Here is a 19803-nt window from a genome sequence, read left to right as displayed (position 1 = left end):
GAAATTGCAATGGTTATTAAAAAATTAATAAAATATCTTGACAAATTATTGTATAAATGATATATTAATATTAGAAAATTAATAAAGAGGTGACGAGCAGTGAAGAAAACCACCAAGGAAATGATTGACATTATGAAAAGGCTTTCACCACAAAACCAAATGTATGTGTTGACATTGGCACGGGTTGCTGAGGTTGCGGAAGAAGCTGCTAAAAGTAAAATTCCTCAAACAAATAAAAGAGGGAATAGGTAAATGTCCTCCTATCTTCTCTCCTCCTTGGAGTTCTTGGCGCGGGGAGGGGAGGCAAACCTTCCAGTGGAAGGTTTGACGGGGCACCCCCAAGAGGGGGTGCCCCACTATAGACTATATATGGTCCACATAGTTAGAATAAAAATTATAATTAAGGACAAGGGTATTCTCTAAAGAGCAATTAAAATTCTTCTATAGATGTAACCTTTCAATTTTTCATATGTTACCCTAATTTTGACAGTATTTTAGTCGACAGAGGTATTGCAATGGATATTGCCAAGCGTTTAAGACAACTTCGAGGAGAAAAAGGACTTTCAATCAACGGGCTCGCTTTAAGGGCGGGCCTTTCTCAAAGTTTTGTCCGGGACATCGAGCTTGGCAAAAAGAAACCGGGAGTCGAAAGTCTCCAGTTTTTGTGTGAGGCGCTTGGTATTTCACTCAGAGATTTCTTCAACGAAGAAGCTGAACCAGATCCAATCAGTCACAAGCTCAAGCAACAAATTTTTCGGTTGAGCCCCGAACAACAGGAGAAACTGTTAGAGTTTCTTAGTGAGATAAAGTAGGTGAATATGTTGTCCTCCTCCCCCCTCGCCTCCTACTACAGGGCTTTCCAGGAATTATGTGTGAATTCCGGCTGTGACCCCGAGGAATCACCGCTGCGCATAGTCGCTTATTTTCTCGTTCTCATTTTTATTGGCCTTCTTTTCTCTATCTCTAAAAAATATCTTTCCATCCTCGTCCCAGAAGAAGATGACCTCTATGCGGTATATGAGCTGATTATATTTTTGCTCGCATTGACCCTGATGCTTCTTGCCTTCGGCCTGTTCTCAAAGGCTGGGCCGGCTCCCGCGAAAAAAACAGTAAAAATTCGGGAGCCGGTACCGTATTCCTCTATACAGGAAGTCAGCGCGCCGGGAAATGGACTTTTAGGGGCACCCCCTCTTGGGGGTTCCCCGCGCTTAGAAGTCTTACAGGACGCGGGCTGAGCGTTACCGCACGCACGCTGGCTCTTTCGCGAATCGGGAGCGGCGGCTCGCCGCCTCCGCGCCTTTTGCGTTTTTATGAGGGCTCCTCGCCCTCAAACTCCCCGCCAAAGGGTCTTTAACCCTTTGGAATCCCTTGGCTTTTCACATAACATGAAGAGGCCCCGGACCAATCGGTCCGGGGCCTCTTTCCCAATGGGGAATTAGTCTTTGTTGTAGAGCTTGGACAGTCTGACCAGGTGCTCGTATTTGTCCGCCGCAACCTTGGTCGCCTTCTCGAACAGCTCCTCGGCACGCTCCGGGAAGGAGCGGGTCAGCGAGCTGTAACGTACCTCGCTCTCGATGAACTCCTTGTAGTCCGCCTTCGGCTCCTTGGAATCCAGCATGAACGGGTTCTCGCCCGCCTCAGCCTTGCGCGGATCGAAGCGGAAGGTGTGCCAGTAACCGGACTCCACCGCACGCTTCATCTCCATCTCGGACTGGGTCATGCCGCCCTTGATGCCGTGGTTGATACACGGAGCATAGGCAATGACGATCGACGGGCCGTGGTAGCTCTCCGCCTCGACCATCGCCTTGATGCACTGGTTGTAGTCCGCGCCCATCGAAACCTGGGCCACATAGACGTAACCATAGCTCATCGCAATCGCCGCCAGGTCCTTGTTCTTGACCTCCTTGCCGGCTGCCGCAAACTGCGCGACCGCGCCGACCGGGGTGGCCTTGGAGGACTGCCCGCCGGTGTTGGAGTAAACCTCGGTGTCGAAGACCAGGATGTTCACGTCCTCGCCGGAAGCAATGACGTGGTCCAGACCGCCGAAGCCGATGTCGTACGCCCAGCCGTCGCCGCCGAAGACCCAGACGGACTTCTTGCTCAGGTACTCCTTGTACTTCACGATCTCCTTGGCAAGGTTCGACTTGCTCTTCTGGAGCAGCTCCACCAGCTTGGCGGTGGCAACCTTGTTCTTGGAGCCGTCCTCAACAGTGGAGAGGTACTCCTCGCAGGCGGTTTTCAGCGCCGCGTCCTTGGTCTCCTTGGTAAGCTCGCAGACCTTGGCGATCAGGCTCTTGCGCACGGTGGCCTGCGCCAGGTACATGCCGTAGCCGTACTCGGCGTTGTCCTCGAACAGGGAGTTCGCCCAGGCCGGGCCGTGGCCGTCCTTGTTGACGGTGTAGGGGGTGGAGGGAGCCGAGCCGCCCCAGATGGAGGAACAGCCGGTCGCGTTGGCGATATACATCCGGTCGCCGAACAGCTGGGTGACCAGCTTGGCGTACGGAGTCTCGCCGCAGCCCGCGCAGGCGCCGGAGAATTCAAGCAGGGGCTGCTTGAACTGGCTGCCCTTGACGGTGGTCTCCTTGAACTTCTCGAGCACCTCGGGTTTCGGGTCGAGGCTCTGGCCGTAGGCGGAAACCTCCTGCTCGTGAAGCTGGGTGTCGAGCTTCTCCATGACCAGGGCCTTGTTGCCCTTCTTGCCCGGGCAGACCGTGGCGCAGACGCCGCAGCCGGTGCAGTCGAGGACCGAAACGGTCATCGCGAAGTTGTAGCCGGGCATGCCGGTCATCGGCAGGCTCTTGGTGCCCTTCGGGGCCTTCTTGAGCTCTTCGTCGCTCAGCACGGCCGGACGGATGACCGCGTGCGGGCAGACGTAGGAGCAGAAGTTACACTGGATACAATTCTCGGGCTGCCAGCAGGGAACGTCCACCGCAATGCCGCGCTTCTCGTAAGCCGCGCTGCCCTGCGGGAAGGTGCCGTCGGCAACATCCTTGAAGGTGGAAACCGGCAGCTCGTTGCCGTGCTGGGCGGTCGCCGGGTAGAGCACGTCGTTGACAAAGTCCACCAGGTCCTTGCGATCGCCCGTGGCGACATGCACCTTGGCGTCGTCCTTGGCGTCCTTCCAGGAAGCCGGGACCTTGACCTCTTTGTACTCCTTCGCGCCGGCCTCGATGGCGGCGTGGTTCATCGCAACGACCTTCTCGCCCTTGCGCCCGTAGGTCGCGGTGGCGGCGTCCTTCATGTATTTGATCGCGTCGTCGGCCGGGATGATGTTGGCCAGCGAGAAGAACGCGGACTGCAGCACGGTGTTGATCCGGCCGCCCAGGCCGATCTTGCGGCCGATGTCGATGCCGTCGATGATGTAGAACTTGATGTCGTTGTCGGCGATGAATTTCTTCATCTTGCCGGGCAGATGCTTGTCAAGCTCCTTCTCATCCCACGGGCAGTTGAGCAGGAAGGTGCCGCCCTTCTTGAGGTCCTGAACCATGTCGTACTTGTCGACATAGGCCGGGTTGTGGCAGGCGACGAAGTCGGCCTTGTTGATCAGGTAGGTGGACTTGATCGGGTTGTGGCCGAAGCGCAGGTGGGAAACGGTCAGGCCGCCCGACTTCTTGGAGTCGTAGTCGAAATAGGCCTGCACGTACATGTCGGTGTGGTCGCCGATGATCTTGATCGAGTTCTTGTTCGCGCCCACGGTGCCGTCCGAGCCGAGGCCCCAGAACTTACACGCGGTGGTGCCCTCGCGCTGGGTGTCCGGCGCGTTCGGGTCGCGCATGAGCGAGAGGTTGGTCACATCGTCGTTGATCGAGACGGTGAAGCGCGGCTTCTCGTTGTTCTTGGCGTTGTTGTACACCGCGAAGATGTCCGCCGGGGTGGTGTCCTTCGAGCCCAGGCCGTAGCGCCCGGAGAAGGTCTTGACGCCCGCGAACCTGGAGTTCTGCAGCGCAAGGATCACGTCGAGGTAGAGCGGCTCGCCCAGGGAGCCGGGCTCCTTGGTGCGGTCAAGCACGGTGATGGTCTCCACCGTCTCGGGGATGGCGCGCAGCAGGTGCTCTTTGGAGAACGGGCGGTACAGGCGGACCTTGACCAGTCCCACCTTGTCGCCGTGGCCGTTCATGAAGTCGATGGTTTCCTCGATGGTATCGCAGACCGAACCCATGGCAATGATCACATGCTTGGCATCGGGAGCGCCGTAGTAGTTGAAGAGGCTGTAGTTGGTGCCGATCTTCTCGTTGACCTTGCCCATGTAATCCTCAACGATCGCCGGGAGGGCGTCGTAGTAGGGGTTACAGGCTTCTCTGGCCTGGAAGAAGATGTCCGGGTTCTGGGCGGTGCCGCGCAGGACCGGGCGCTCGGGGTTTAAGGAGCGGTGACGGAAGGCATCGACCGCATCCCAGTCGAGCATGTCGGCGAGATCCTTGTCGTCCCAGACCTCGATCTTCTGCAGCTCGTGGGAGGTGCGGAAGCCGTCGAAGAAGTGCAGGAAGGGGACGCGGCCCTTGATCGCGGCCAGGTGCGCCACGGCGCCCAGGTCCATGACCTCCTGCGGGTTGCCGGAGGCCAGCATGGCGAAACCGGTCTGGCGGCAGGCGTACACGTCGGAATGGTCGCCGTAGATGTTCAGCGCATGGGTGGCAACGCAGCGCGCGGAGACGTCGATCACCGCGGGAAGCAGCTCACCGGCCATCTTGTACATATTCGGGATCATGAGCAGCAGGCCCTGGGAAGCGGTGAAGGTGGTGGTCAGCGCGCCGCCCTGCAGGGAGCCGTGCACCGTACCGGCGGCGCCCGCCTCGGACTGCATCTCGATGACGTTGACCTCCTGGCCAAACAGGTTCTTACGGCCGCCGGCCGCCCATTTGTCGGTCACCTCGGCCATAACTGAGGACGGAGTGATCGGATAGATCGCAGCAACATCGGTAAACGCATAGGATACATGCGCCGCGGCATTGTTGCCGTCCATGGTTTTCATCTTTCTTGCCATGTTTTTTTATTTCCTCCCTTTGGATTTTTTTGCCATTTTCCTGTCAGATAAACTCTGATTATCCACCTGAGATTTTATCACGTTTACCACCTTCTGTAAAGGGTGCGAATCCCGTTTTTTACCGGGTATGACAAGATTTTATCATTTTTTCGGCAATCTTTTGGGAAACACCCAAAGGGTGCCCGCAACCGGGGAGGAATAGTCAGCTTTTCCCCCAACAATTCGTTTTTTTCGCGCCGCGCCCCGGGGTGCAAAAATCCCCCTTGTTATGCGCGGCCGGCTTGACAGTCCTTTCCAGATGGCCTAGAATCAAAATCAGGTTGGAATTTTGAAAGGAAGATGACGATGAAACGACGGCTGCGAGCATTTTTGCTTATCTGCCTCCTGCTTGTCTTTGCCCTCCCCGCCGGGGCGGCGCAGGTCGCGGCAAGCGGCAATCTATCCTTGAGCATAACCGAGGACCAGATGGCCTTCGGGCTGGACCACTGGCTGGGGCGCGGCGACTTTTTCGGGGACCTGCTCAGAGAGAGCACCCCCAACGTGCGCACCAAGCTGGAAAGCAGGGCGCTCCCCGCTAAGGCAAAGCGCCTGGAGATCAGCGCCGACTACTGCGGCGTGCTGGTCGAGCCCTCCTCCACCGGCAAGCTGGAGCTGCTCCTCGCCGGGGTGAAGGAGGCCGACCGGGACAAGTTTTCCGTCAGCCTGAGCACCGGGGCCGACGGGGTGCTCCGGCTCACGGCCAAGGGGGACGAGTCGCTGCACTTCATCAGCATGAAGGAGGGCGCCCTGGTCAACACGGTGGTGCTGCAATTCCCCGCCGCCCGGCTGGCAGAGCTCAAGCTGAGCGCCGGGTACGGCATGGTGCGCTCCTTCGACCTCGCCGAAGAAACCACCGGGAAGACCGGCAGCGGCACCCTGGAAATCCGGGATGAGACGGTGCGTGGGAACTGCACCATGGAGAGCGAGAGCGGGGATGTGAAGGTGAGCGGCAGCGCCGACGTCAGCGGAAAAATCCGCCTGACCACCGAAAACGGGGACGCGCAGCTCAAGGGCGGCGCGGTGGGCGGGCCGGTCGAGCTGCGCTCCAGCAACGGGGACGCCCTGCTCTTCGCCGACTCAGTGGGGCAGGCGGCGCTCAGCACTGCCAACGGCGACGCCCTTCTTGAAACCGGCGCCATGCAGGGGGACGTCACCCTCACCAGCGGCAACGGGGACGTGGCCGTGCGCTTTCGGAAGGCGCCGGAAAACCTGGGGCTGACGCTCAAAGCCGGGAACGGCGACCGTATCCTGCCTCCCGGCTGGAAGAACGGCTACTCCCGCGGCAGCGGGAGCCCCTCTCTCACCCTGGAATCGGGCAACGGGGACATCCTGGTCCGGATCGGCCAGGGCAAATAAAGCCGGGAAGGATATCATTTTATGAAAACCATTCTTTTTGTTCTCTTGGACCAATGGGCGGACTGGGAAGCCGCCTATCTTTCCTCCGCGCTGCGCATGCTGGGACAGGGCCGCTATGTAGTTAAGACGGTCTCGCTGACCCGCGATCCGGTCGAGTCGATCGGCGGCTTCCGGGTGCTTCCCGATTACGATATCCATTCCCTCCCGGCGGATTACGAGGCTTTGATCCTGGTCGGGGGCCTGTCCTGGCGGCAGGAGGCCGCCCGGCAGGTCGGGCCGCTGGTGGAGCGCTGCCTCAGTGAGCGCAGGCTCCTGGGCGGCATCTGCGACGCCTCGGGCTTCCTGGGCACGCTGGGCGTTTTGAACGACGTTTGCCACACGAGCAACGAGCTTTGCGACCTCGAGGCCTGGGCGGGGGACGCCTACACCAACCGGGAAAACTATGTCATGGAGCCGGCCGTGCGCGGACGAAACGTCATCACGGCCAACGGGACGGCCTCTCTGGAGTTCGCCCGCGAGGTCCTGCTGGCGCTGGAGGCAGCGCCCCGGGAGAAGATTCTGGAGTGGTACGAATTCCACAAGCGCGGCGTCTATGAGGTCCCGATCCCCAAGATGTGAACAAACGGCAAAGCGCCCGCCGGTTCCCCGGCGGGCGCTTTTTTATTCGAGCGGCAGCACACTTTTATAGAGCGCCGCGTGCCGCGGGGGAATCCGCCGGTCCAGATGATAGCAACCGAACACCCAGAGCCTAAAGCGGCAAGCGTCCGAGACCTCCTGCAGGAAGACATGCAACAGGTTCTGCCGGTCGGTCTCCATGTCGATGAAGCCGCGCATCCGGCTCGCGCAGTCGTGGGTGACAATGAAGTCCACCTCGTTTTGGCAGCGCGCGAGGCTTTGCCTGGCATGGGCGAGCTCCCGCTCATCCGGCAGCTCGCTTTCCCACCAGGAGACGCCGGGGATGCGCATGTCCACGTCCGGGCTCTCCCCGCCGCCGAAGGTGAACACCCGCCTGCCCTCGATGGTGTACACCTCGCCCCGCGGCAGGTAGTAGAGCCGGCCGCTGATGCTCTTCGCCTTCCCGCCGCAAAAATCGACCTGCGGATACCGCGCGAGCAGCTCGAGGTTGTCGTGGGTCCCCTCGACAAAGCAGATGTTGTACCGCTTTTTCCCGAGCCGGCGCAGGATGCGCTGCTCGCGCTTCGAGCCGTCCCACACAAAGCCGAAGTCCCCGCAGACGAAGAGGGTGTCCCCCTTGCGCAGCCGCCGCAGCTCCCTGCTTTTGAACCGCCCGAGATCGCCGTGCAGGTCCCCGGTCGCGTAAAGCATGGCGTTTTCCTCCTTCTCGCGCTAGCGCACCGCCTGGCGGATGGCCCCGTCCAGATCGTCGATCAGGTCCTGCGGCTCCTCGAGCCCCACCGAGAGGCGGACCGTCTGGGCCGAAATCCCGGCAGCCTTCAGCTGTTCGTCGCTCAGCTGCGAGTGGGTGGTGGTGGCCGGATGGATCACCAGCGAGCGGGCGTCCCCGACGTTGGCCACATGCATCCAAAGCTTCAGGCTGTCGATGAAGCGCATACCGCTGTCCCGCTCGCCCGACAGGCCGAAGGTGAAGACGCCGCCTGCCCCCTTGGGCAGCAGCTCCTGCTGCAACGCGTGGTACTTATCCCCCTCGAGCGAGGGGTAATTGACGAAGGACACCTTGGGATGGCCCTGCAAAAATTTTGCGACAGCCAGCGCGTTGTCGCAATGGCGGCGCATGCGCAGGGAGAGCGTCTCGATCCCCTGCAAAATCAGGAAAGCGTTGAACGGGCTTAAGCACGCGCCCACATCCCGCAAAACCAGCGCGCGCAGACGGGAGATGAAGGCGCCCTCGCCGCAGTCCTTGCCGAAGACCACCCCGTGGTAGCTCGGGTCGGGCTGGTTATAGAGCGGGTAGCGCTCGTTGCCGTAAAAACGGAATTTCCCGCTGTCCACCACCACCCCGGCCATCGAGGTGCCGTGCCCGCCCAGGAACTTGGTGGCCGAGTGGATTACCAGATCCGCCCCAAGGTCGATGGGCCGCTGCAGGTAGGGGGTGGTGAAGGTCGAATCCACCGCCAGGACGACGCCATGCTTATGGGCGATGGCGGCGATCTTCGGGATGTCGGCCACGTTGCAGTTGGGGTTGCCCACCCCCTCGACGAAGAGCAGGCGGGTGCGCTCATTGATGGCCGCCTCCCAGGCTTCGAGGTCGTCCGGGTCGACGAAGGTGACCTTGATCCCCAGGCGGCGCAGGGTGGTGTCCAGCATATTGATCGCCCCGCCGTAGATGCAGATTGAGGAGACGATCTCATCCCCCTCTTCGGCGAGGTTTAAGATGGTCTGGAAGATGGCGGCATGCCCCGAGGAAACCGCCAGGGCTCCGACCCCGCCGTCCAGGTCGGCCACCCGCCGCTCGAGCAGGTCGACGGTGGGGTTGCCGAGCCGGGAATAGATGTTCCCCGCCTCCTTGAGCTCGAAGAGGGCCTTCGCGTGCTGCGAATCGTTGAAGGTATAGGCGGTGGTCTGGTAGATGGGGGCCGCCGCCGAGTGGGTGTCAGTATCGGGGGCCTGCCCCGCGTGGATCATCCGGGTGTCAAACCCCCAGTTTTCCTGCGCCATGCTTGATTTCCTCCCTTATCATTCGGTCTTGATGGGTGAATAAACTGTAAAATTTTGCGCCGTATGCACCAAAAAACGCCCCCGGCACTGTACAAAAATCAAATTTCGACTATAATAATTAGTATCTGGTGCAAAGTTCTGCCCGGCCGTCGGCGCATATACCCGGCCGCGACGGCCATCCTAATTTTTTGCGGCTCCCGGCGGCTAAGGCCGCGGGAGCGGGGAACGTTATTACTATACTCAGCTTTTCAAAAAACTTTTTTGAAAAGTTGAGCCCCGCCCAAGGCGGGGATTCCGCTCGTAAACTCGCTCAAATGTGGTAGGGAACCACTGGTTCCAAAGGGAATCAAAGATTCCCTATACACAAAACGCCCCCCTCCTCCCTACAGCCCGGGGCTATCGTTCTTTACAGGAAGCCTTATTACTATACTATAACATCCACAGGAGTTTGTCCATATGCGTAAACTTGCTTTTTCCCTCTGTCTTCTCCTCTCTTTGAGCCTGTGCCTGTCCTCGCTCGCCTCGGCGGCCTACATGCCGGACGAGAACAAGGACTTCAAAACCAATTCGCAGGCGGTGTACCTCTACAACACCGATACCGGCACGGTGATCTACCAAAAAAATGAGCAGATGAAGCTGCAGCCCGCCTCCACCGCCAAGATCATGACCGCGGTGCTGGCGCTGGAGAACACGGACGATCTGGACGAGGAATTCACCTACCCGTCCTACATCTTCAATATGCTCGAGCCGGGGGTCTCCCAGGCCGATGTGCGGGTGGGAGAGACCATGACCATGCGCAAGGCGCTCTATGCGCTGATGCTCCAGTCCGACTGCTTCTCGGCCCTGGCCATCGCCGACCGGATCGGGGACGGGGACATCGACGCCTTCATCCAGATGATGAACGACAAGGCCAAGGAGCTCGGGGCGGTCAACACCAATTTCGCCAACCCCCACGGGCTGTATGACGAGAACAACTACACCACCGCCTACGACCTGTTTTTGATCACCAAGTACGCCGTCGACGTGGACGGGTTCATGGAGATTGCCTCCACCCCGGTCAAGGACATCGGTCCGACCAACATCCATTCGGAAGGGTACAACATGATCACCACCATCCTGCCGATGATCAAGAGCAGCGAGTACTACTACGAGCCCATCCGCGGGATCAAGACCGGTACGCTGGACGAGGTGGGGCGCAACTATGTGTCGATGGCCTCCAAAAATGGCTACACCTACATTCTGGTGCTGCTGGGCGCGCCGATCTACGACAGCTCCTCCACCGGCGAGGACGGCAGCCCGGTGCCGCTCGCGCAGAATACCGTCTTCCAGGATGCGATCAATATCTACGAATGGGCCTTCAACGGCTTCGAGAGCAAGATGCTCCTCGAAAAGGGCAAGAGCGCGGGCGAAGTCAAGGTGCGCCTGTCCAAGGACGCCGACCACGTCGGCCTGCTCGCCTCGGAGGACTTTTCGGCCCTGGTTCCCAGCGAGTACGCCTCGGGTGTAGTGCTCCAGCCCCACATCCCCGAAACGGTGGACGCGCCGGTCAAGCGGGGAGACAAGATCGGCACGGTGGACATCGTGCTGGCCACCGAGGTGCTCGGCACGGTGGACCTGCTGGCCGAGGCGGACATCTCGCGCAGCCAGACGCTCTATATCCTCGACTACATCAAAGGGCTCTTCAAATCCTTCTGGGTCAAGTTCGCGGTGATCCTGGTGATCCTCATCATCGCGCTTTATATCACGCTCATGGTACTGCGCAACCGCTACCGCAAGCGGTACCGCCGGGCGCACCGGCACCGCGGCTAATGGTTGCCGGGAAAAACATCTGGGGTGCTTAACATCCGCTCTTAGCGGAAAATGAGGGGGAGCAAACATCATGTATATCCTGTCAGTTTGTCTGCTGGCGCTGAGCCTGCTGCTTTCCATCGCGGTGCTGGTCTTCCGCATCCGTGGCCTGATCCGCCAGGACGAAACGCTGCTGTCGGTCCTTGTGATTGTGCTCACCGTGATCTATTACATCGCGGTGGCCTTCCAGATCCTCAACACCTGGTGGGTGATGGGTGAAAACCTGCTGGCGAGCCCCGAGCTGATGGGCCGCTGGCAGAACGTCGTCGTCTATCTGCTGGCCTTCGTCGCCTATGCGGTGCTGCTGGTGCTGGCGCTCCTGCCCTCGTCCGGGGGCGGCCAGAAGAGCGAGAGCGTCGAGGCGGTGCTGCTCGGGCTCGACGGGGTGCTGCTCGACGACGAGCGCGCCATCCGCGAAGCGGCCATCATGGCGCTGCGCCTGCACGGGATCGAGGCGACGCCTGCGGATTTCGGCGACTTCGTCGGGATGGGCGAGGACCGGCTGATCGGCGGGGTGGCCGAAAAGTACGGCAAGCCTTACAGCGTAGACATGAAGCGGATGGCCTATGAGTTCTACGACCGCGACTGCCGAAAGTACATCACGGTGTATGACGGGGTGGTGGACATGATCTATAAGCTCAATGAGCGCGGCTACCGCCTGGCGGTCTGCTCGGACGGGGATGGGCGCAAGGTGTCGATCGACCTGGAGTGCATGGGGATCGACCGCGAGGTCTTCGACGCCGTGATCAGCGGCAACGACATCGTCAACAAGAAGCCGCATCCGGAAATCTACATCACCGCCGCGCGCAAGGTGGGCGCGGCGATCGGCAAGTGCGTGGTGGTCGAGAACACCGTGGCCGGCGTGCAGGCCGGGCGGGCCGCCGGGGCGATCGTGGTCGGCGTGACCACCGCCTTCAGCGCGGACCAGCTGATCAGCGCCGGGGCGGATTACATCATGACCAACACGGTCGAGCTGCCCGAGGTGGTCTCCAAAATCCGCTGACACCCTTCGCGTGAATTCGCCAAATAAAGAGATGCTTGCGGGCAGCAGACCGGATCTGCTGCCCGCAAACTTATGAAAGGCGGGGGACGGCCGGGGCAATTTTTGTAGAATCCACCGAAATTTTATTTTTCCGGAAGGGATTGCGCCAAAAAAGAAGTATTACTAGTTACAATCTATTATTTTACAGAAAAAGGGGGAGTGAACATGACCATCCGGGAAAAGAGCGAGCGCGAGGAGCGCGAACGCCTGAGCCCCTACGCCAAGTGCTGTCTGGACAGTGCGGGCCGCCAGCGACCCGAGGAGCCCTGCCCCATGCGCACCGACTTCCAGCGGGACCGGGACCGGATTTTGCACTGCAAGTCCTTCCGGCGCCTCATGCACAAAACCCAGGTGTTCCTCTCCCCCGAGGGAGACCACTACCGCACCCGGCTGACCCACACGCTCGAGGTCTCCCAGATTGCGCGCACCATCGCACGCAGCCTGCGCCTCAACGAGGACCTGACCGAGGCGATGGCCCTCGGGCACGACCTGGGGCACACCCCCTTCGGGCACGCCGGGGAGTACGCGCTGCGCGAGGTCTGCGAGCACGGCTTCGTCCACGCGCAGCAGAGCGTGCGGGTGCTCGAGCGCCTGGAAAACGACGGGCGCGGCCTCAACCTCTGCGCCGAGGTGCTCGACGGGGTGCGCTGCCACTCCTCCGGGCAGCGCGCGCAGACTTTGGAGGGACGGGTGGTGCGCTACGCCGACAAGATCGCCTATATGAACCACGACATCGACGACGCCATCCGCGCCGGGGTGCTGGGGATCAGCGACATCCCCTGGGATTTGCAGTACATATTGGGGCGCACCAAGTCGCAGCGGATCACCGCCATGGTCGTCTCGCTGGTGGAGAATTCCTCGGACGACATCCGCATGAGCGAGGATATCCAGGGTGCCTTCGACAAGCTGCACAAGTTCATGTTCGAGGCGGTCTACACCAATCCCGCCGCCAAGGGCGAGGAGGGCAAGGCCAAGGAGGTCGTCAAATCCCTCTTTTCCTATTTCGTCACCCATCCGGACAAGCTGCCCGGCGAGTACCACGGCATTTTGGAAGAGGAGGGCGCGCATCGCGCGGCGAGCGACTACATCTCCGGCATGAGCGACCGCTATGCGGTGAGCACCTTCCAAAGCCTCTTCATTCCCAAGTCCTGGAGCCTCTAGTGACAGGCTGTCGCCCCCGATTCGCGGTGGCAGGCTGCCACCCCCGATACGCGAAAAGACTTTTGCGGTCTCGGCCATGCTCAGCCCGCGGCGGCAGGCTGTCGCCCCCGATTCGCGAAAGAGCTAGTTTGTAAAGCGGCAGTGCTCAGCCCGCGTCCTGAATTGCGGGATTCCCAAGGGGCTAAGGCTCCTTGGGCGGGGCGTGGGGCGGCGCCCCACGGTCTTTAGCGCCAGCGAAGCGCGGGGAGGGTGAATCGAGCCTCCAGTGGAGGCTCGAGGGGGAACCACCAAGAGGGGGTTCCCCAAAAGCCCGAGCGTAAAGCTCCCCTGTCGAAACGGCGCTGCGAAGCCGGGGCGTACAGCGTGAAAAAACGCATAAAATTCGAGAATCCCGCGAAGGCGGGCACCGAAAAAAATTTTGATGTCTAAAGCCGCCAAAAGCAGCTATACTAATTTTAGAAGGACCCGAAAATCGGGCGCAAAGGAAGGAGGAATGCCGGTTTGATCCCGGAGTCGTTTATACAGGAACTCAAGTTTTACAGCGACATCGAACAGATCGTCTCCTCCTATGTCCATCTGAGTAAGCGGGGCAAAATCTCGGTCGGGCTCTGCCCTTTCCACAACGAGAAAACCCCTTCCTTCACCGTCTACCCCGACACCCAGTCCTTCTACTGCTTCGGCTGCGGGGCGGGCGGGGATGTGGTCAGCTTTATCCGGCGGATCGAAAACCTCGAATACGTCGAGGCGATCCGGCTGCTCGCGCAGCGCGCGGGGCTGCAGATGCCCGACGATACGCAGAACGACGAGGCCGCCCGGCTCAAAATGCGCATTCTCGAGCTCAACCGCCAGGCCGCGCGCTTCTTCCATCACAACCTGACCACCCCGGCGGGCGCCACGGGACTGCGTTACTTCCGGGAGCGGGGCCTTTCCGACGACACCATCAAGCGCTTCGGGCTCGGCTACTCCCTCGAAGGCTGGAGCTCGCTGTGCGACCACCTCAAGGGCCAGGGCTTTACCGAGCGCGAGCTGCTCGAGGCGCGGGTCGCCGCGCAGGGGAAGAGCGGCAAGGGGTGCTACGACCTCTTCCGCGGGCGGGCGATGTTCCCCATCATCGACCTGCGGGGGAACGTGATCGGCTTCGGCGGCCGGGTGATCGGCGAGGGCGGGCCCAAATACCTCAACTCCCCCGACACCCCGGTCTTTAAGAAAAGCCGCAACCTCTTCGCCTTAAACCGGGCAAAGTCTTCCAAACTTGATGGGCTGATCCTCGCCGAAGGGTATATGGACGTGATCGCCCTGCACCAGGCGGGGTTCGACAACGCGGTGGCCACCCTGGGCACGTCGCTGACGGCTGAGCAGACCCAGCTGATAGCCAAATACTGCAACGAAGTCACCATCGCCTACGACTCGGACGGCGCCGGGCAGAACGCCACCCGCCGCGCGATCAACCTCTTCGCCGACGTGGGGGTGAAAATCCGGGTGCTCAAGATGGAGGGCGCCAAGGACCCGGACGAATACATCAAAAAGTTCGGTGCTACCCGCTTCAAGCTGCTGCTGGAAAATTGCAACAACGCCATTGAATTCGAGATCTCCAAGCTGCGCGCCAAGTACGACATAGAGACCGCGGACGGGAAGGTCAACTTCCTAAACGAATTTTCCAAGCTGATGGCGGGGATCCGCAACCCGGTGGAGCGGGACGTCTACGTCAAGAAGGTCAGCGGCGAGCTCGCCGTCTCTCCCGAGGCGGTGCTCCAGCTCATCGGCACCAACGTCAAGCGCAAGGTGGGCAGCGAACGCAAGAAGCAGCAGCGGGACCTTAAAATGTACGTCGGCGCGGGGGCGATGGGCAAGAGCAACCCGCAGCGCGAGCGCAACCTGCGCTACGCCCTGGCCGAGGAGCGCCTGATCGCGCTGCTGCTCAAAAACCCCGACTACTACGAATACATAGCCGCCAAAATCAGTCCCGGGGATTTTGTGACCGACTATAACCGGGAAATCTTTGAAAAAATCAGCGAGCGGCTGCAACAGAACCAGTCCATCGAGATGATCTCGCTCTCCTCGGTGCTCGACATCGAGGACATGGCCTTCGTCTCCGGGCTGTTCGCATCCCAGGTCAGTGAAAAACATCCCTTAAGTGAAGCGGATGATTATATAAAGACGATCCTGCAAAAGAAGAATGAGAAATCCAGCAGTGAGGTCGCGGCGATGGATGAGCGGGAGCTCGGGGAGTACCTGCGCACCATCGCGGCGAGAAAGAAATAGGGGGAAATGAATTTGGCAGACAAGAAACAGGTTATCAAGGAACTGATCGACAAGGGCAAGGAGAAGGGCCGGGTTACCACCAAGGAGCTCAACGACGTGCTCGAGGAGCTCGACTTCGACGTCGAGCAGGTAGATAAGCTCTACGACACCCTGGAGAGCTACCATATCGACATCGTGGAGGACATGGCCTCCCCGCTCGAGGAGGACTTCAAGGCCCCGATGGCCACCAACGAGGATTTGGAAAGCTCCCTGTCGGCTGAGGGGATCAATATCGACGACCCGGTCAAGGTCTACCTCAAGGAGATCGGCCGGGTGCCGCTGCTCACTCCGGAGGAGGAAATCGACCTGGCTACCCGCATGGCGGCGGGCGACCCTTATGCGCGCAAGCGCCTGAGCGAAGCCAACCTGCGCCTAGTGGTGAGCATTGCCAAGCGGTATGTCGGGCGGGGCATGCAGTTTTTGGACCTGATCCAGGAGGGGAACCTCGGGCTGATCAAGGCGGTGGAGAAGTTCGACCACACCAAGGGGTTCAAGTTCTCGACCTACGCAACCTGGTGGATCCGCCAGGCGATCACTAGGGCCATCGCCGACCAGGCGCGCACCATCCGTATTCCGGTGCACATGGTCGAGACGATTAACAAGGTCAAGAAGGTATCCAGCCAGCTGCTGCACAAAAACGGGCACGACCCGAGCGCCGAGGAAATCAGCGAGGTGCTGGAGATGCCGGTGGAAAAGGTGCGCGAGATCATGCGTGTCGCGCAGGAGCCGGTCTCGCTGGAAACCCCCATCGGCGAGGAGGAGGACAGTCATCTCGGGGACTTCATCCCGGATGACGACGCCCCCGCCCCCTCGGACGCGGCCAGCCACATCCTTCTCAAGGAGCAGCTTTCCGACGTGCTCTCCACCCTGACCCCGCGCGAGGAGAAGGTTTTGCGCCTGCGCTTCGGGCTGGAGGACGGGCGTAGCCGCACTCTGGAAGAAGTTGGAAAGGAGTTCGACGTCACCCGCGAACGAATCCGCCAGATCGAGGCCAAGGCGCTGCGCAAGCTGCGTCACCCGTCCCGCAGCAAGAAGCTCAAGGATTATCTCGATTAGTTGACAAAATTAGTATATTATTCTATAATAGATCTCATCGAAGCCCACGGAGGTCTATTATGCACATCACGCTGGAAGCGGATTACGCCATACGCATTGTATATTGCCTATCCCACGCCGGGAAGCGCACCGACGCGAAGTCGATTTCGGAGCAGACGGGGGTAACCCTGCGGTTTGCGCTGAAGATTCTGCGCAAGCTGGTGGCGGCGGGGATTGTGAAGTCCTATAAGGGCACGCAGGGCGGATATGAGATTGCGAAGGACCCGTCCGAGATCACGCTGCGGGCGGTGATCGAGACGGTGGAAGGGCCCTACACGCTTTCGCGCTGCGTGTCACCGGATTTTGTCTGCTCGCATCCGGGCGAGGGGCCCTGCCGGTTCAATGCGGCGTTTGCGGAAATATCGAAGATGGTCAACGAGAAGCTGGAGACGGTGACCTTTGAGCAGCAGGCTGCTGCACCCGATTCGCGAAAGGACTAGTGTGCAGGGCGGCAGTGCTCAGCCCGCGCTGTAAATATGAGCGCGGCGAAGAACGGATAAAAAACGCGGTGGATTTCTCCACCGCGTTTTTCTGTTGCGTAAAGAAGTGGGATTCCAAAGGGTTAAAGACCCTTTGGCGGGGAGTTTGAGGGCGAGGAGCCCTCATAAAGACGTAAAAGGCGCGGGGGCGGCGAGCCGCCGCTCCCGATTCGCGAAAGAGCCAGCGTGCGTGCGGTAACGCTCAGCCCGCGTCCTGTAAGACTTCTAAGCGCGGGGAGGGGAGGCCGAGCTTCCAGTGGAAGCTCGGACGGGGAACCCCCAAGAGGGGGTGCCCCCAAAAGGCCATTTCCCGGCGCGCTGACTTCCTGTATAGAGGAATACGGTACCGGCTCCCGAGTTTTTACTGTTTTTTTCGCGGGAGCCGGCCCAGCCTTTGAGAACAGGCCGAAGGCAAGAAGCATCAGGGTCAATGCGAGCAAAAATATAATCAGCTCATATACCGCATAGAGGTCATCTTCTTCTGGGACGAGGATGGAAAGATATTTTTTAGAGATAGAGAAAAGAAGGCCAATAAAAATGAGAACGAGAAAATAAGCGACTATGCGCAGCAGTGATTCCTCGGGGTCACAGCCGGAGCTCTCCAAAAATTTTCGGAACGCCCAGTAGTAGGAGGCGAGCGGGTAAGAAGTCATAGCGTGGCTCCTGTTTCTTTTGTTGTTTTTGGGGAACCCCCTCTTGGGGGTTCCCCTTCGGCCCTCCACTGGAGGCCCGATTCCCCCTCCCCGCGCCTCGCTGGCGCTGAAAGGTCGTGGGGCAATACACTCACCTATTTTATTTCATTTAGAAAATCTAAAAGTTTTTTCTGTTGTTCCACGCTTAGCCGGTAAATTTGTTTTTTCAGCTCACTACTTACCAATGTGTAATCCTTTTCTTCGCTGAAAAAATCCTTTAGACTTATATTAAGCGCCTCGCATAAAAATTGGAGGCTTTCGACTCCCGGTTTCTTTTTGCCAAGCTCGATGTCCCGGACAAAACTTTGAGAAAGGCCCGCCCTTAAAGCGAGCCCGTTGATTGAAAGTCCTTTTTCTCCTCGAAGTTGTCTTAAACGCTTGGCAATATCCATTGCAATACCTCTGTCAACTAAAATACTGTCAAAATTAGGGTAACATATGAGAAAAAGAAAGGTTACAGCTATTGAGTTACTTTCTAAACTCTTTTGTGGGGAACCCCCTCTTGGGGGTTCCCCGTCAAACCTTCCAGTGGAAGGTTTGACTCCCCTCCCCGCGCCTTTTCGTCTTTTTGAGGGCTCCTCGCCCTCAAACTCCCTGCCAAGGGGGCGTCGCCCCCTTGGAGCCCTGCATTGCAAGCAATTCCCCTAACCTAACCAGTATAAATAACTCAAAAGAAAAATATACCAACGATTGATTGTATTTTAAAAAAATTTTGTCTGTTCATTTCCCGCACAATGTGCTATAATGACAAAAATGCAAATTTTCCGCCTTTAAAAGTGTGCCCTGTGAGGTCATAAGGCAAAGCCGGTTCCGGCGTTTTTTGCGTGCGTTACCGTGCCCGCGTCCTCACTTTGGACAGCGGGCTTTTTTGCGGCAAAACAAGAGAGAGAGGGAAGTCAAATTGAGAGAAGTTAAATTTAACAGCAAAAACCTTTTGCTGGGCGTGCAGCACCTGTTCGCCATGTTCGGTGCAACCGTCCTCGTCCCGGCCATCACCGGCCTCAATCCCGCCGTCGCCTTGATTACCGCCGGTATCGGCACCATCATCTTCCACCTGTGCACCAAGGGCCAGGTGCCCGTCTTCGTCGGCTCCTCCTTCGCCTTCATCGCCGGCGTCCAGATCGTTATGCAGGGCGATCCCGCCCGTATCCCCATCGTGCAGGGCGGCATCATCTGCGCCGGGCTCGTCTATGTCGTCCTCTCCATCCTGGTCAGGCTCCTCGGGCCCGACCGGATTTTAAAGCTCTTTCCGCCGGTTGTCACCGGGCCGGTCATCGTCGTCATCGGCCTTACCCTCGCCCCGAACGCCCTGGGCAACGCCTCGCAGAACTGGATCGTCGCCATCATCACCCTGGCCACCGTCATCGTGGTGAGCATCTTCGCCAAGGGCTACTTCAAGCTCGTCCCCATCCTGCTCGGAATCGTCGTGGGCTACGCCGCCGCGATCGGCTATGACCTGATCGCGCACCCGGAAGTGGCCCTCGTCTCCTTCTCCCCCATCCTGGAGGCCGACCTGATCAGCCCGTTCTGGAAGATCGGCGAGTTCTTCACCCTGCCAAAGTTTGACCTCTCCGCCATCCTCACCCTCGCCCCCATCGCGCTGGTCACCTTCATGGAGCATGTCGGCGACATCACCACCAACGGCGCGGTGGTCGGCAAAAACTTCCTCAAGGACCCGGGGCTCCACCGCACCGTGCTCGGCGACGGCCTGGCGACCATCGCCGCCGGATTGCTCGGTGGTCCGGCCAACACCACCTATGGCGAGAATACCGGCGTGCTCGCGGTCACCAAGGTCTACAATCCCTTCGTGCTGGAGCTGGCGGCGGGATTCGCCATCCTGCTCGGACTGTTCGGCAAGTTCGGCGCCACGCTGCAGACCATCCCGGTGCCGGTGATGGGCGGTGTGTCCATCCTCCTGTTCGGGATGATCGCCTCGATCGGAATCCGCACCCTGGCGGAGTCCAATCTCGATTTCAGCCACTCGCGCAACCTGATCATCGTGGCGCTCATCCTGGTCGTCGGGCTCGGCCTCTCCGCCGGGGTTTCGATCGGCGGCTTCCAGATTTCCGGCCTCTTCCTGGCGGTCGTGCTCGGCGCCGTCGCCAACCAGCTCTTCCCGGCCGAGGTATAAGCAAAACATACAACGGGTATTTTCCGCCCCGGCGGGAA

17 protein-coding genes are annotated in these 19803 nt (G+C 59.5%); 12 read left to right on the top strand and 5 right to left on the bottom strand.

The genetic code is table 11. The features are described 5' to 3' along the window. The first annotated feature begins 99 nt into the window (after nt 1–99). From EDD78_RS13890 to EDD78_RS01980, 3 genes are all read left to right on the top strand, one after another. Entirely contained in the window at nt 100–252 is a 153-nt protein-coding gene (locus EDD78_RS13890) for a hypothetical protein (protein WP_165873073.1), read from the top strand. A gap of 263 nt (nt 253–515) precedes the next feature. After that, a complete protein-coding gene (locus EDD78_RS01985) occupies nt 516–812 on the top strand; it encodes a helix-turn-helix domain-containing protein (RefSeq protein ID WP_079698159.1) in 297 nt (98 codons plus the stop codon). 60 nt (nt 813–872) lie between these two features. Next, entirely contained in the window at nt 873–1235 is a 363-nt protein-coding gene (locus EDD78_RS01980; protein ID WP_165873072.1) for a hypothetical protein, read from the top strand. A 200-nt stretch (nt 1236–1435) separates the two neighbouring features. On the opposite strand, the gene nifJ is transcribed toward EDD78_RS01980, so the two are convergent. After that, nucleotides 1436–4984, bottom strand: a complete 3549-nt coding sequence (nifJ, locus tag EDD78_RS01975) for a pyruvate:ferredoxin (flavodoxin) oxidoreductase (protein ID WP_079698160.1) — start codon at nt 4982–4984, stop codon at nt 1436–1438. Between the two features lie 345 nt (nt 4985–5329). Between nifJ and EDD78_RS01970 the strand changes: the two genes are divergently transcribed. Both EDD78_RS01970 and EDD78_RS01965 read left to right on the top strand, forming a co-directional pair. After that, entirely contained in the window at nt 5330–6379 is a 1050-nt protein-coding gene (locus EDD78_RS01970) for a DUF4097 family beta strand repeat-containing protein (protein WP_165873071.1), read from the top strand. A gap of 21 nt (nt 6380–6400) precedes the next feature. Then, entirely contained in the window at nt 6401–6997 is a 597-nt protein-coding gene (locus EDD78_RS01965; protein ID WP_132083746.1) for a DJ-1/PfpI family protein, read from the top strand. 42 nt (nt 6998–7039) lie between these two features. Here EDD78_RS01965 and EDD78_RS01960 read toward each other — a convergent pair whose 3' ends face one another. After that, on the bottom strand, nt 7040–7705 hold the full coding sequence (locus EDD78_RS01960; protein ID WP_132083744.1) for a metallophosphoesterase: 666 nt from the start codon (nt 7703–7705) through the stop codon (nt 7040–7042). Between the two features lie 21 nt (nt 7706–7726). Beyond that, nucleotides 7727–9016, bottom strand: coding sequence for an O-acetylhomoserine aminocarboxypropyltransferase/cysteine synthase family protein (locus EDD78_RS01955; RefSeq protein WP_132083742.1), 1290 nt, complete (start codon nt 9014–9016; stop codon nt 7727–7729). A gap of 456 nt (nt 9017–9472) precedes the next feature. Between EDD78_RS01955 and EDD78_RS01950 the strand changes: the two genes are divergently transcribed. The 6 genes from EDD78_RS01950 to EDD78_RS01925 all read left to right on the top strand — a co-directional run bounded on the left by EDD78_RS01950 (nt 9473) and on the right by EDD78_RS01925 (nt 16903). Beyond that, nucleotides 9473–10825 (top strand): D-alanyl-D-alanine carboxypeptidase family protein, encoded by a 1353-nt coding sequence (locus tag EDD78_RS01950; RefSeq protein ID WP_132083740.1) that lies wholly within the window; start codon nt 9473–9475, stop codon nt 10823–10825. A gap of 70 nt (nt 10826–10895) precedes the next feature. Next, entirely contained in the window at nt 10896–11867 is a 972-nt protein-coding gene (locus tag EDD78_RS01945) for an HAD family hydrolase (RefSeq protein WP_079698166.1), read from the top strand. Nucleotides 11868–12071: 204 nt separating this feature from the next. After that, complete coding sequence (locus EDD78_RS01940; protein ID WP_132083738.1) at nt 12072–13067, top strand: deoxyguanosinetriphosphate triphosphohydrolase; 996 nt, start codon at nt 12072–12074, stop codon at nt 13065–13067. 501 nt (nt 13068–13568) lie between these two features. Next, entirely contained in the window at nt 13569–15329 is a 1761-nt protein-coding gene (gene dnaG, locus EDD78_RS01935) for a DNA primase (RefSeq protein ID WP_165873070.1), read from the top strand. 6 nt (nt 15330–15335) lie between these two features. Continuing rightward, the gene (gene rpoD / locus EDD78_RS01930) at nt 15336–16424 is read left to right on the top strand and encodes an RNA polymerase sigma factor RpoD (RefSeq protein WP_079698169.1); all 1089 of its coding nucleotides are present in this window, start codon (nt 15336–15338) and stop codon (nt 16422–16424) included. 59 nt (nt 16425–16483) lie between these two features. Next, the gene (locus tag EDD78_RS01925) at nt 16484–16903 is read left to right on the top strand and encodes an RrF2 family transcriptional regulator (protein ID WP_079698170.1); all 420 of its coding nucleotides are present in this window, start codon (nt 16484–16486) and stop codon (nt 16901–16903) included. A gap of 122 nt (nt 16904–17025) precedes the next feature. On the opposite strand, the gene EDD78_RS01920 is transcribed toward EDD78_RS01925, so the two are convergent. Continuing rightward, nucleotides 17026–17595 (bottom strand): hypothetical protein, encoded by a 570-nt coding sequence (locus tag EDD78_RS01920; RefSeq protein ID WP_132083734.1) that lies wholly within the window; start codon nt 17593–17595, stop codon nt 17026–17028. A gap of 134 nt (nt 17596–17729) precedes the next feature. After that, nucleotides 17730–18026, bottom strand: a complete 297-nt coding sequence (locus EDD78_RS01915) for a helix-turn-helix domain-containing protein (RefSeq protein ID WP_132083732.1) — start codon at nt 18024–18026, stop codon at nt 17730–17732. Between the two features lie 509 nt (nt 18027–18535). Here EDD78_RS01915 and EDD78_RS01910 point away from each other — a divergent pair. After that, nucleotides 18536–19765 (top strand): uracil-xanthine permease family protein, encoded by a 1230-nt coding sequence (locus EDD78_RS01910; RefSeq protein WP_278335616.1) that lies wholly within the window; start codon nt 18536–18538, stop codon nt 19763–19765. The last annotated feature ends 38 nt before the right edge of the window (nt 19766–19803 follow it).

Source organism: Harryflintia acetispora (assembly GCA_004340125.1).
GTDB classification, from domain to species: Bacteria; Bacillota; Clostridia; order Oscillospirales; family Ruminococcaceae; genus Harryflintia; species Harryflintia acetispora.
Note: the sequence above shows the minus strand (reverse complement) of the source record. Positions and strands in the feature narration are given on the sequence as shown.

Bases quoted from the DNA above. Each gene is read 5' to 3' on its own strand.
- EDD78_RS01985 (WP_079698159.1), top strand. From the start codon at position 516: ATGGATATTGCCAAGCGTTTAAGACAACTTCGAGGAGAAAAAGGACTT.
- nifJ (WP_079698160.1), bottom strand. From the start codon at position 4,984: ATGGCAAGAAAGATGAAAACCATGGACGGCAACAATGCCGCGGCGCAT.
- EDD78_RS01970 (WP_165873071.1), top strand. From the start codon at position 5,330: ATGAAACGACGGCTGCGAGCATTTTTGCTTATCTGCCTCCTGCTTGTC.
- EDD78_RS01965 (WP_132083746.1), top strand. From the start codon at position 6,401: ATGAAAACCATTCTTTTTGTTCTCTTGGACCAATGGGCGGACTGGGAA.
- EDD78_RS01960 (WP_132083744.1), bottom strand. From the start codon at position 7,705: ATGCTTTACGCGACCGGGGACCTGCACGGCGATCTCGGGCGGTTCAAA.
- EDD78_RS01955 (WP_132083742.1), bottom strand. From the start codon at position 9,016: ATGGCGCAGGAAAACTGGGGGTTTGACACCCGGATGATCCACGCGGGG.
- EDD78_RS01950 (WP_132083740.1), top strand. From the start codon at position 9,473: ATGCGTAAACTTGCTTTTTCCCTCTGTCTTCTCCTCTCTTTGAGCCTG.
- EDD78_RS01945 (WP_079698166.1), top strand. From the start codon at position 10,896: ATGTATATCCTGTCAGTTTGTCTGCTGGCGCTGAGCCTGCTGCTTTCC.
- EDD78_RS01940 (WP_132083738.1), top strand. From the start codon at position 12,072: ATGACCATCCGGGAAAAGAGCGAGCGCGAGGAGCGCGAACGCCTGAGC.
- rpoD (WP_079698169.1), top strand. From the start codon at position 15,336: ATGAATTTGGCAGACAAGAAACAGGTTATCAAGGAACTGATCGACAAG.
- EDD78_RS01925 (WP_079698170.1), top strand. From the start codon at position 16,484: ATGCACATCACGCTGGAAGCGGATTACGCCATACGCATTGTATATTGC.
- EDD78_RS01920 (WP_132083734.1), bottom strand. From the start codon at position 17,595: ATGACTTCTTACCCGCTCGCCTCCTACTACTGGGCGTTCCGAAAATTT.
- EDD78_RS01915 (WP_132083732.1), bottom strand. From the start codon at position 18,026: ATGGATATTGCCAAGCGTTTAAGACAACTTCGAGGAGAAAAAGGACTT.